Raw genomic sequence first — 12,929 nt, forward strand, 5'->3', positions numbered from 1 at the left:
GAATGAAGAGAAAATAGCCCCATTCTGGCTAATAGATGGAAGGATATCGCACCGGCTATCGTTCAATTTTACGCATTAAGATAGAGGGATTTGTGCCCAAGAACCACACTTGAACAGCTAGAGGTGGCGGGGTTAGTCCGCGAGACTCGCCCGCGGCTTGAACTTTCACAGGAAAAGTTCGCAACGCTACTTGGGGTATCGTTCCATAGTGTGAATCGATGGGAAAACAAACGAACGTGCCCCTTACCACTCGGTTGGAAGCAGATTGAAACACTGCTGCAATCATAATGGGGGAACAGGTCGAAGACGACTAGCCAGGTATTTCGAGGAGCAGGAGTTGCGCCAGTGACATTTGCAGACAAAGGAAGGGCTGCTGACAGCATTTTTGTTGCAGGCGGCGAAATGGGGAATTTGATGCGATCGCTCGATTGGTCGCAGACTCCCTTAGGAGATGTAACCTACTGGCCCCAAAGTTTGCGGAGCGCTGTCAGCATTTTGCTGCCTTCAAAAGCTCAGATTTGCCTGTTCTGGGGAACTGAATTGATCGCGCTCTACAACGATGCTTATCGCCCTGCCCTGGCATCGAAGCATCCTTGGGCGCTGGGTCGCCCTGCTCGTGAGCTGTGGAGCGAAGTTTGGGACGCGCTCAAACCCTTGCTAGATGGAGTTGTCACGACTGGAGAAGCCTTCTGGGCGCGAGATTATTTGTTCTTTCTCAATCGCTACGGGTACAGCGAGGAAACTTACTTTGATGTCTCGTATGACCCCGTGCGGGACGAGAGCGGGGAAGTCGGCGGCATTTTTTGCATCGTCAGCGAGACAACCGGGCGAGTTCTGGGCGATCGCCGCTTACAAACATTAAGCTTACTGGCGAGCAAAACAGCTCAAGCCAAGACGGTTGAAGCTGCCTGTAGAACGGCAATTCAGGCTTTAGCCACCAATGCTCATGATATTCCGTTTTCCCTGCTTTATCGAGTGGAGGCAGATGGCAAGCAAGCGACTCTGGTTGAAACGGCTGGATTCGAGGCGGAAACCTCAGCAACGCCAGCAATCGTAGACCTGACTCAAGACAATGACGGATGGGGATTGAGACGAATTCATCAGACTGGGCAAGCCGTTATTGTTGATGTAGCAACTCGCTTCGGGGCGTTACCGAAGGGAGCCTGGGATAGGTCGCCTGCTGCTGCCTGGGTTGTGCCAGTGACCCAATCGGGACAACCTCAGATTGTTGGGTTTTTGGTGTTGGGAATCAATCCCCATCGAGCCTTTGAGAATGAGTACCGAGAATTTTTTGATTTGGTGGCAGGCAATGTCACGAATGCGATCGCTAATGCCCGCGCGTTTGAAGAAGAACGCCAGCGAGTGGAAGCACTGGCAGAACTGGATCGCGCCAAAACGTCCTTCTTCAACAATATCAGCCACGAATTCCGTACTCCCCTGACGCTGATGCTATCGCCGCTAGAGCAGACGCTAGCCGAATTAGAGGGAAGCATTCCGACCAAAGCGCGATCGCAACTGGAAATGGTGCAGCGCAACGGGAAGCGCTTGCTGAAGCTCGTCAATACGCTGCTCGATTTTTCGCGCATTGAAGCCGGACGCACTCAGGCAAACTACCAGCCAACCGATTTGGCAACCTATACGGCTGAATTAGCCAGTCTATTTCGTTCTACCGTTGAGCAAGCAGGACTGCAACTCACGGTTGATTGTCCTCCCTTACCAGAACCGATTTATGTAGATCGGGATATGTGGGAGAAGATTGTGTTGAATCTGCTCTCGAATGCCTTTAAGTTCACGTTTGAAGGAGAAATTGCGGTGGTTCTGCGTCCGGTCGGCGACCATGTGGAACTGATGGTACGCGACACGGGTACGGGTATCCCATCTGCCGAGCTTCCCAAACTGTTTGAGCGGTTTCATCGCGTTGAGGGGGCACGGGGACGCACCTTTGAAGGTACAGGAATCGGGCTATCGTTGGTGCAGGAACTCGTGCAGTTGCAAGGTGGAGCGATCGCTGTTGACAGTACGCTGGGTCGGGGCAGTACCTTCACGGTTCGATTGCCAATGGGAACGGCTCATTTGCCGAGTGATGACATTCACGCCAGCCGCGCCCAAGCCTCCACCGCTTCTGGTGCAATTCCTTATGTTGAAGAAGCTTTAGGTTGGCTACCCGAAGAAAATGCAGCGCCGAGGTTGCAGACCGCAGAAAACGCTCAACGAACCTCAGATGCTCCAATCTCGACGGCTACCGCCCGGATTCTGCTAGTCGATGATAACGCCGATATGCGCGACTATCTGCACCGCCTCCTCAGCCAGTTTTATCAGGTGGAAATGGCGAAAGATGGCGAAACCGCTCTAACTGCCGTATATAATCGTGCGCCTGACCTGATCCTCAGCGATGTGATGATGCCAGGAATGGATGGTTTTGAGTTGCTCAGGCGGTTAAGAGCTGATGCCAAAACTCGCGAAATTCCATTTTTGCTACTGTCGGCTCGCGCCGGAGAAGAATCGGCTATCGCAGGACTGGAAGCTGGAGCCGATGATTATCTGGTGAAGCCCTTTAGCTCCGGTGAATTGCTTGCCCGCGTCGCTGCCAATTTAGAACTGGGGCGATCGCGCCAAACAGCTAATCAGCAGCGCTTTCGCTTCCTGGCTGAATCTATTCCCCAAATGGTTTGGACGGCTGATGCCAGCGGTTGGGTAGATTATTACAGCCCCGGCTGGTTTGACTACACCGGATTGACGTTGGAGCAAATCCAGGGGAGCGGTTGGCAAAACACACTCCATCCAGACGATCGGCTCCGGACTATTGAAGCGTGGACTCAATCCACTGAAATGGGCACAAACTACGATATCGAACATCGTTTGAGAAGGGCAGATGGAATTTATTGTTGGCATCTCACCCGCGCCCTACCCATGCGCGACGAAAACGGTCAAGTCATTCGCTGGTTTGGTACCTGCACGGATATTACCGAGCGCAAACAAGCAGAAGAAGCTTTGCGAGAAAGTGAGGAGCTAAAGCAAAGCATTCTAGAGAGCAGTACTGACTGCATCAAAGTCTTAGCGTTGAACGGTGAAATTCTCTACATCAATCCTGGTGGGCTGTGTCTTTTAGAAATCGACGAGCCGAAATCTATCCTTTATCGCGTCTGGGCTGATTTGTGGGAGAGCGAAGATTATGAAAAAGCCCAAGCTGCGATCGCCGCTGCCACAATTGGCAACATTGGTCAATTTCAAGGCTATCTCCCCACTACCAAGGGCACGCCGAAATGGTGGGATACCCTGATTACGCCAGTGCGAGATGCCCAGAGACAGGTGGTGCAACTGCTTGCTATTTCACGGGATATTACGGAAGCGAAGCGCATTGAAGCCGAACGCCAACAAGCTGAACTAGCGCTGAGAGAAGCCCATGTGCAGTTAGAATCTGCTTTGGCAGCGGGAGCCGTCTACACTTGGCGCTGGAGTATTCCCGGCGATCGCGTCAGGGTCAATGCTGCGTTTGCTCGCCTGTTTGCTGTAGACCCGGTGAGTGCGACATCAGAAGGCTTGCCGATCGAGTTCTTTATCAACTCCATGCACGAGGAAGACCGTCCTCGCGTTTCAGTTGCAATTGAGCAGGCGATCCACACAGGTGAGGAATATGCTGCTGAGTACCGCGTTCGGACTGTCAGTGGTGAGGAACGTTGGCTAACGGCACGGGGTCGAGTTGAGTATGATGCAGCAGGGAAACCTGTTTCTTTTCCTGGCGCACTCGTCGATATTACCGAGCGCAAACAAGCAGAAGTGGCCTTGCGCCAATCAGAGGAACGCTATCGAACGCTGTTTGAGTCCATTGACGAAGGCTTTTGCCTCATCGAAATGCAGTTTGATGCAAATAACAAGCCGATCGATTACCGCTTTTTGGAGACTAATCCGGCGTTTGGGAAACAAACGGGACTCGAACAGGCAGCGGGCAAAACGGCGCGTCAGCTCATTCCAAATCTTGAAAAGCACTGGTACGAGATTTACGGCAAAGTCGCCCTAACAGGTGAATCCATTCGCTTCGAGAATGGTTCCCAAGTGATGAACCGTTGGTTCGATGTTTATGCGTTCCGCGTTGGGCAGCCGGAGAGCCGAAAAGTTGCCGTACTGTTCAAAGATATTAGCGATCGCAAGCGTAGTGAAATCGAACGAGAACAAATTCTGCAACGAGAACAAGCCGCACGGGAAGCTGCCGAACAGGCAAATCGCATTAAAGATGAGTTTCTAGCCGTACTGTCTCACGAGTTGCGATCGCCTCTCAACCCGATCTTGGGCTGGTCTCAGCTACTGCAAAACCGCAAGATGGATCAAGTGCGAACGACTTATGCCCTACAGATCATCGAACGCAATGCCAAACTGCAAGTGCAGCTCATTGATGATTTGCTCGATGTTTCTCGAATTCTCCAAGGCAAACTCAGCCTCAATGTCGATCCGGTCAATTTAGCAACCACCATCACCGCCGCACTAGAAACAGTGCAGTTAGCCGCCGCCGCCAAATCGATTCAAATTCAAACAATCCTGGAACCAGAGGTTGGGCAAGTTTTAGGCGATTCAGGTCGCTTGCAGCAAGTCATTTGGAACTTGTTATCCAACGCCGTCAAGTTTACCCCGTCAGGAGGACGAGTTGAAATTCGCTTAAAGCAGATAGAGGCTGAAGCTCAAATTACGGTCAGCGACACAGGTAAAGGGATTCTCCCCCAATTTCTGCCCTATGTCTTTGAATACTTTCGCCAAGCTGATAGCGCCACGACTCGACAATTTGGTGGATTAGGATTGGGCTTAGCGATCGTCCGTCAAATCGTTGAATTACACGGTGGCAGTGTTCGTGCAGATAGCGCTGGGGAAGGGCAGGGAGCCACTTTTACGGTGAAATTTCCGTTGATGTCGCAGCACTCAACCATTCCTCAAATCGTTCGCGAGTCCAAACCTCTCTCAGGCTTGCAAGGTATCAAAGTGTTAGTGGTAGATGACACGACAGATATGCGCGAGTATGTCGCCTTTGTCTTAGAACAGGAAGGGGCAGAGGTTGTGGCTGTCGGTTCAGCAGCGGAAGCTCTTGCCACGTTAGCTCAGTTTCAGCCAGCGGTGCTGGTGAGTGACATTGGGATGCCCGAAATGGATGGGTATATGCTGTTGCGGCAAGTGAGACGGTTGCCCGCAGAGCAAGGTGGTGAGATTCCGGCGATCGCTCTCACGGCGTATGTGGGGGAACTAAATCAACAACAAGCGATCGCTGCCGGATTCCAGCGGCACCTTTCTAAGCCGATCGAGTCAGCCGCGTTAATTGCAGCGATCGTCGATCTCATCAAGAATGCAAATTAAGACTGCTTGCTTAGTGGTTCAATACTGCCCCTTCTGGGCTTTTTGGTGAGGGATTAGGAGTAAAGTTTCAAATGTATTTCACTCAAGCGACTGCTATCGCAATCCTATTTAAGTTGTGAGCCAGCCCTTCCGATCCCCGACTTCTATCTCGAAGTCGGGGATCTCGGCTTTAGGAATTCTTTAGGAGCGCTATATATATTTTCTTTTATCTGGATGAGGATAGCAGAGGATTGTAGATATTAGATGTCGGTAAAGTTTGTTGCGACAGATTTTCTAGAAACCTGGGTGTGTCAAGTGCCGGTTTAAAGACGAGGGGGGAAAATCAAAATTTTCTTCTATTTTTGTTTTATTTAGGCGATGATTCGCACTCTTTAAAGCTTCCTTTGTCGGGGGGTGAGTGCAGGTGTCTTAGAAACCTCTTGCCATGAGCTTAATCTGGTTTACCCAGGTTAAACACCTGCTAAAAATTTTTGCCCCCCGGAGTCCGGATACCGTACCAGGAGATGATCCCCAGGATAGATGAACAAAACCTATGTTCAGTTCTATCTTTATTTATCAGAGCGGTCAACACGCTTAATATTCGGTCTTAGGGCATTAGCATCTCGCAACCAAAAAGTTTCATTAACCACATCTTTTTTTAAGGTTCGGGAAGCTCAAAGTTAATTTATTTTTTCAGATTGTGTTCGCCTATACATTCGCTTGAGTGACCAAGGCTTCAGGGGTGTACTTTTTGTGAATAAGGAGTTTAATAAAATGCGAATGAATACTTGCCATTGTTGCGGCAGTCCTCTTCTACGTCATGCGCGCCAAAATGGGGTTTATTGGTTTTGTACTTCATGCCGACAAGAAATGCTGCCTGTAGCCCTGGATCAAACACTTCCACTTCATCAAGCGGTTCAGGGAGCGCGATCGCTTTCTCTGAAACTGGTGAAACCATAAAAAAACAGTTCCCTTCCCTTATTTGGGAAGGAAGAAATACCTAACTGTTAGATAAAGAAAAACTGAAAAGTCCGTTTTCAGCCTGGTGCTACTGTTCCCAAGCTGAACCTGGAAACCAATTCGCCGTCATGTCAGGCGTCAAAATTCATCTGCCCTGATAAAATCAGCTTGGACTCGGTTAGGGGCAGTGTATCATGCTGGCAGCGGTACTTTACGGACAAACGGATCTACGCCTAGAACAGGTCGCTGACCCTACACCCTCTGCTGGTGAGGTGGTGATTCAAGTGGCTGCGGCAACGACTTGCGGCACCGATCTGAAGGTTTGGCGGCGCGGTGGTCATGCAAAGATGCTGAAGCCTCCTACCTTGTTTGGTCATGAGGCAGCGGGGCGGATTGTGGCGGTAGGAAGCGGAGTCCAAGGTTGGCAAGTGGGCGATCGCGTCGTTGCGAATAATTCTGCTCCTTGCATGAATTGCTTTTTTTGTCAACGTCAAGAATATTCTCTTTGCCCTAACTTGACGTGGAATAACGGCACGTTCGCAGAGTATTTAAAAATTCCCGCCCCGATTGTGCAACATAACCTGTTGCCCATTCCCGATGACTTGCCCGATGCCTTGGCGTCGATGACTGAACCGTTAGCCTGCGTGCTGCATGGGGTAGCACGTTCTAATGTAAAGTCTGGCGATCGCGTTGTAGTGTTGGGAGATGGGGCAATTGGGCTGATGTTTGTGGCGGTACTGGCGCATCAATCGGCGTCGGTGTTGCTCTTTGGGGGAAATGACCAACGGCTGGAAATTGGGAAAAAGCTAGGCGCTGTGGAAACGTTTAATTATCATCATCTGACAGATATACCGAGTGCGGTAAAAGAGCGAACCGACGGCTGGGGTGCAGATGTGGTGATAGAAGCGACGGGTGTACCCGCAGTTTGGGAGAGTGCGATCGCGTGTGCCCGTCCGGGTGCTACCGTCAATCTATTCGGGGGATGTCCGCGCGATACCACCATCACCGTCAATACCGAACAACTCCACTACAGCGAACTCACTCTAAAAGGCGTTTTTCACAACACCCCAAAATATGTACGAGATGCTTTATCTCTATTGGCGAGTCGCGCCATCCCCTTAGAATTGCTCATCAGCGAACATCAGCCTTTAAAGCATTTAGAGCAAGTGTTCCAAGATATGAAGAATCGTAAGGTAATTAAGGTTGCTATCGACCCCAGCATGGCATCTTAAGAATAGGGATAGCTGAGAACAGGGTGCTGATTAGTGAAGTGTGTTTGCAGGTTTAAGGTTTAAATGAAAAGCGTTAAATTTTGGTCAGTTCTGTCACTGGGAATTTTACTAGCATTAGGAGCCACTAAAAGTGCTGACGCCCTACCCGGACAGAAAACAGAAGAAGTGATTGCCTGGATTAATTCTAATCCCACTCTTCGACCTTCTACAGGCGATGGTCTATTAGTGCAAAAGACCAATACAGCCGCCCAGCGATTTACTTTTCTCGCAACTGTCCTTCCTCCCGGTAGAGTCACTTTTCTTAAAGATCGAGGCACGATTCGCAGCGAACGCTTTTCTTTTTTTGACATGGTTAATGGCGTAACGCCACAACGTCTAAAAGAATCGCTGCGGGTAATCTATGGCCCAGATATTTATCAAGACTACGACCGTTCCCGAATTGTCTACGAATATCCCACACCACAAACTGTAGACTTAGCTCGTCGGCAGCGGCTTCCGCTTTTGGCGGCACAACAGGGTGAACTGCGCTTAGGAGATCGATTTGGCTACTGGATGGAAATTGCCCAAACCAAGGAAGGGAAGGCGTATAACGGTCAAATGGTCATTTTCTTGAGAGAGGATTTAGACAAGTTGGAGACGGAACTGCGCGATCGCTAAATTACAGAAATGGCAAATTGCGAATTACTAAATGCCTTAAAAAATTAGCAATTTGTCATCTTAATTGAGTTGCGCCCGACCTAAAAAAATAGAGACGCGATTTATTGCGTCTCTACTAAATCATGAGTGTAATCCGTAGCGGCATTGGTCGTTTACAAGGACTAGTTATTTTTACCCTTATCTTTGTTCTTTCCTTTTCCTTTGCCATCAAATTGTGTAGTGCCAGTATTTTCAGGAGTCGATACCTGTTGGCTTGGTTCCTCTATCGATGGCGCAGTGGATGCGGCTGGTGATGGCTTTGGAACTTCCGCTGGCTTTAGCGCTACAACCAAGCCGGTTACAGCGGTGAGAATGGCAGCAGTTGCGGTCATAATGCCCGGAACGGTATGAAACCATCCCTGTGATTTTGGTTCTTCAGACATCGGTGAATTTCTAGAATTTCCTGTTAATTTAATACGGCTAATTACTCGGGTTTCCGAATAAACGGTGCGAGTATAACAAATGCGATCGCGTCCGGCAAACGGGAAATATACCAGATTTCACGCTATCTATCGCTTTCCTCTCCCGCCTGCAAATCAGGGAGATGCACGCCAAGACTTGATTTTGTTTTCTGGTTCTTTGCGGTTACTGCCAACAGTGGGGGTGAAACTCTCTCCGAGGGTCGCTAGAGTAGATGGTATCCCAACACAGCTAAATCAGGATAAAGCGACAAGGCTAGGAATCGCTAACCAACGAGAAGACCTGATATTTTTGGGTTCTGATAGAAGGTGTATTCATGAGCAGCAAACAAGACTACACTGCACAAATGCTTGACGGATGGATTTACCAAATCGTACCGGGACGCTACGGGCATCATCTGGAGATTTGGAACCCGCAAGGCAATCCATATCGCAGCTTAAAGGCTTTTGTGCAATACGAGGAAGCTGTAGCATTTGTCGAATCTCTAATTGCTTTGAGTAATCACGAAAGCCATTGGGTTCCTAACAACGAGGACAGCGTTCGCTTTGACCGGATGATGCAACAGCTAGTTTGCGTCGAATGCGACGATTTTATCTATCAAGAGTGGCACGTTAAACCCTATGAAGATTCTGACAACAACTGGAATCTTTATGCCATTAATCCAGTCATTGGGAAAACCGAGATTTTACTGAAGCGACAAGCAGATTTACAGGAAGCGATCGCTCTGGTTAAGGCTAAGATTGATGCAATTGAGCCGGGTGGCGTGCCAGCAAGCGATCGCGCTAACGTCGTAGCTACCAGATGCTAAGCCTAAAGCCAAGAGAGCACCGCTACACCAATCCAAAACCAGAGCTATTTCGCTTGTTTCGTTTATTGCGTTCGTTTCAAAATATTGTTCACGCAATTCTATCAATCTGGTAAAATAATAGCAGAGTGATAGAAGAAAGTTAATCAGAAATCAAAATACTTTCTAAGCCCATTTCTGGTTTTGGATATTGTGGATTCATTGCTTCAAGGGTGTCAGCAATTGTACGAGCAATAACTAAATTGCGGTACCACTTATTATTAGCAGGTACGACATACCACGGTGCATAGTTAGTCGAGCAATTGTTAATTGCATCCTCAAATGCCTTCTGGTATTCATCCCAAAACAGACGCTCCTTCAAGTCGTTGCTAGAAAATTTCCAATGCTTATCTGGATCTTCTAAACGACTTTGTAACCGTCGTTTTTGCTCGTCTTTAGAAATGTGCAGAAAAAACTTGATTACCGCAATGTTATTAAGCGTGAGCATATGCTCAAACTCATTAATAATGTGATAGCGCTGCCGCCATACATTCTCTGGTACCAGTTGTTTCACTCGGACGATTAACACGTCTTCGTAATGCGAGCGATTGAAGATAGTAATCATCCCTCGTAACGGCGTCCGCTGGTGATAACGCCAGAGAAAATCATGACCTGCTTCTTCTTCACTAGGTTTTTTGAATGACCAAACCTGGCAACCTTGCGGATTTACACCACCAAATACGTGTTTAATGGTGCCATCTTTGCCTCCTGTATCCATCGCTTGCAGGACAATGAGTAGGCTGCGCTGATGTTCAGCATATAGACGTTCTTGTAAATTTTGAAGGCGCTGACGCTGATGTTGCAGTTCCTGTTCAATATCTTTCTTATTTTTATAGTCTTCCGAAGCATTCGGATCGACAGATGCTAAGACAAACTGCTCTCCAGGATGAACCCGATAGTGGGGATAATTGGGTTTTGGGGGTGGAGAGTCAACGACAATTTTTTCGGGTGCCATTTCAAAAGCAACTTTGGCTGTTGCTTTTGCAGCCGCTTGTTGAGTCTTATGTTCTTCTCCTGTAGATGCATCGGTAGTTATCGAACTATTGTTTGGTAGATTGCTTGATTGGCTCATGGTATCTCCTTATTAAAAAGCTTTCACGGCAGCACATTTAATCTTCAGGAAATGGACTTGACAACGTCTGGTAAATTTTGAATTTTGAAATTTTCATGAAAACTTTTTGCCTATTTGCTTTGGTTATTTACCAGACGGGTAATGCTTTCAGAAGGGATATCAGGCTGTTATTTCTATTTTTAGCTCTAGAGATTCGTTAAGATTAGATAAGCGCTGTAAATACATTCAAAAATGATGTAAAATTCCGCAACAAAACGATTTCTTCCATCAATCTGAATTGATGGTGTAACTGGGAAATGTTTTGTTTGTTACATTATCAGTGTTGAACTTTTACCGGGTGTCTACATCAGTCTGACGGTGTAAAGGTTGAGTTTTCCTCAGCATCACCTTAATGTCCGTCGTACTGAGGCACTAATCATATCTACGATAAAAGTGAGGGCGAGAAACACGATTAGAGTTGTCAGGAGACCTTTGTAGTCAAAGCTACTCAGTTGTTCCGCGAGCAAGCGACCTAATCCACCCGCACCCACTAATCCGACGATAACGGTGGCGCGGATGCAGACTTCCCAACGGTAGAGGATATAAGCGATAAAGCGGGGCAAAGTGCGGGGTAAGACGCCGTAGAGGAAGACTTGGGAACCACTCGCGCCCAATGCTTTAAGCGATCGCAAGGGACGTTCATCTAGATTTTCCGTCACTTCCGCCATCAGACGCCCTAGGATACCTAAGTTGTGTAAACCGAGGGCGATCGCTCCCGGTAAGATACCTGGAAACAATACAAATAGAAAGATTAACGCCCAAATAGGTTCGGGGACGGCACGGGCAAACAGTAGTAGGAAGCGGGTAAAAATCAGTACAGCAGTTGCTCGTAGATCCCCCCTAGCCCCCCTTAAAAAGGCGGGTATTAGAGTCGCTGTCCCCTTTGATGAGGGGAGTTTGCTGGATCTTCTGCCAGTATCTAAAATCCCTCCTGGCAACAGGAAATTATTTGCGGCTGGAAAAGATAATAAAATGCCGCCTAATCCAGCCCCAGCCATTGCCAGGATTGACATAGCAAGGGTTTGAGCCGAAAGGGTAAAAAGTTGACTCACCTGACTCCCATCCGGTGGGAAGATATCCTGAAACACTCCTGCCAATAGCTGTACGGTTCGCGGTGCCCAAAGCTTTGAGAAATCAGCTTGGACGTACCAGAAGGAGAAAATGACTAAAACAATGCCGCCGAGAAAGGACACCTGCACGACTGGATCTTTTTGATAAAACCGCTGTTTGCGCCCTTGGAGATTTAGGACGTTCAAATCCAGGCGACTCGGCGCACCTAAACGGTGGCGTAGCAAAGCACTCCAAAAATCCGTAGCACCATTTAATACAATTAGGGCGATCAAAAACGTCCACATCTGCTCATAGCGCAGAGATTGGAGGCTGAGGAGAATTTGATACCCCAGTCCACCTGCACCGATAATTCCTAATACGGCGGCGGAACGAATCGAACACTCAAACCGATAGAAAGCGTAGGATAGCAGATTTAGAAAGGCTTCGGGAATCAAGCTATAGGCAAAGGCATTCAGAGGAGGAACGCCGCTATTGAGGAGTGCCATGAGTGGCTGGCGGGGGGTTTCGTCTAGAATCTCGGAGAAGACTTTGGCAGTAATCGCACCAAAAGGAATTGCGATCGCTAGCACAGCTACTAGGGGATCGAGTCCAAAAATATTGACAAAAAATAATCCCCAAATTAACTCGTGAATTGCTCTGGGGATTGCCAAAACTCCTCGTACCACCACCCAAGGAGGCTGAGGTTTAAGTTTTGAGTTTTGAGTTTTGAGTTTTGAATTTGAAACAGATTGCCACCATATCTCGGAAGAAAAAACACCCCCCACCAACCCAATCAGCACGCTGAAGAAAGTGCCACACACGGCATAAGCGAGGGTTTTCAGAGTGGAATCTAGAGTGAGTTGGAGAAATTCCGGGCTGAGATCGGGTGAAAATGCAGCTACGAGAAAGCGCCAGACGAGGTTCCAGCCGCCTGAGTTGATTAAATTTTCTTGGAATACGCCTGCTACGTGCAACGACCAAATGAGGGACGCGACAAACAGCAATCCCCATACAGTACGCCAGTTAAGCGGGGAGGGGCGCTGAGGGAAGGTAATTGGATGGCGATTTAAAGTTTTTTTCATATCAAATGCAAGAACCCTCTCTTATTTAAAGGGCACTGACATAACCATAAGTCTTGTGTTAGAACCTTAGTGAATTTGTAGCCAACCCTGTCTAATTGCCCTTTAAGTCAATACCATTCCTCTGCCGCTACCATATATTTAATCCATAAATCTTGTTATTTCTAATCTAGAGTTTTATCGGCTTATGTAAAACTTAAGTATTTTGACCTCTTGCCAAT

General features: G+C 48.1%; 9 protein-coding genes. 6 read left to right on the plus strand and 3 right to left on the minus strand.

Going from position 1 to position 12,929, the window contains the following annotated elements; genetic code table 11:
- Window positions 1–123 precede the first annotated feature (123 nt).
- From NC996_RS08195 to NC996_RS08215, 5 genes are all read left to right on the plus strand, one after another.
- Window positions 124–288, plus strand: a complete 165-nt coding sequence (locus NC996_RS08195) for a helix-turn-helix domain-containing protein (protein ID WP_339380422.1) — start codon at window positions 124–126, stop codon at window positions 286–288.
- A 114-nt stretch (window positions 289–402) separates the two neighbouring features.
- Window positions 403–5,337, plus strand: a complete 4,935-nt coding sequence (locus NC996_RS08200) for an ATP-binding protein (protein WP_199303245.1) — start codon at window positions 403–405, stop codon at window positions 5,335–5,337.
- Between the two features lie 759 nt (window positions 5,338–6,096).
- The gene (locus NC996_RS08205) at window positions 6,097–6,276 is read left to right on the plus strand and encodes a hypothetical protein (RefSeq protein ID WP_347275937.1); all 180 of its coding nucleotides are present in this window, start codon (window positions 6,097–6,099) and stop codon (window positions 6,274–6,276) included.
- Window positions 6,277–6,470: 194 nt separating this feature from the next.
- A complete protein-coding gene (locus tag NC996_RS08210) occupies window positions 6,471–7,508 on the plus strand; it encodes an alcohol dehydrogenase catalytic domain-containing protein (RefSeq protein ID WP_190687884.1) in 1,038 nt (345 codons plus the stop codon).
- Between the two features lie 63 nt (window positions 7,509–7,571).
- Window positions 7,572–8,165 carry a hypothetical protein gene (locus NC996_RS08215; protein WP_190412648.1) on the plus strand — a complete coding sequence of 198 codons (594 nt, stop codon included), beginning with the start codon at window positions 7,572–7,574 and terminating at the stop codon, window positions 8,163–8,165.
- Between the two features lie 161 nt (window positions 8,166–8,326).
- Here the strand turns inward: NC996_RS08215 and NC996_RS08220 are convergent, their stop codons facing one another.
- On the minus strand, window positions 8,327–8,587 hold the full coding sequence (locus NC996_RS08220) for a hypothetical protein (RefSeq protein WP_190687887.1): 261 nt from the start codon (window positions 8,585–8,587) through the stop codon (window positions 8,327–8,329).
- Between the two features lie 353 nt (window positions 8,588–8,940).
- Here NC996_RS08220 and NC996_RS08225 point away from each other — a divergent pair, with 353 nt between their 5' ends.
- Window positions 8,941–9,432 (plus strand): hypothetical protein, encoded by a 492-nt coding sequence (locus NC996_RS08225; RefSeq protein ID WP_190687890.1) that lies wholly within the window; start codon window positions 8,941–8,943, stop codon window positions 9,430–9,432.
- A 139-nt stretch (window positions 9,433–9,571) separates the two neighbouring features.
- On the opposite strand, the gene NC996_RS08230 is transcribed toward NC996_RS08225, so the two are convergent.
- Complete coding sequence (locus tag NC996_RS08230) at window positions 9,572–10,540, minus strand: polyphosphate kinase 2 family protein (RefSeq protein WP_190687893.1); 969 nt, start codon at window positions 10,538–10,540, stop codon at window positions 9,572–9,574.
- 383 nt (window positions 10,541–10,923) lie between these two features.
- Window positions 10,924–12,711 (minus strand): ABC transporter permease subunit, encoded by a 1,788-nt coding sequence (locus tag NC996_RS08235; RefSeq protein ID WP_190687897.1) that lies wholly within the window; start codon window positions 12,709–12,711, stop codon window positions 10,924–10,926.
- Between the last annotated feature and the right edge of the window lie 218 nt (window positions 12,712–12,929).

It is taken from the genome of Trichocoleus sp. ST-U2 (assembly GCF_039961875.1).
In the GTDB taxonomy this organism is placed as follows: Bacteria; Cyanobacteriota; Cyanobacteriia; order Cyanobacteriales; family FACHB-T130; genus FACHB-T130.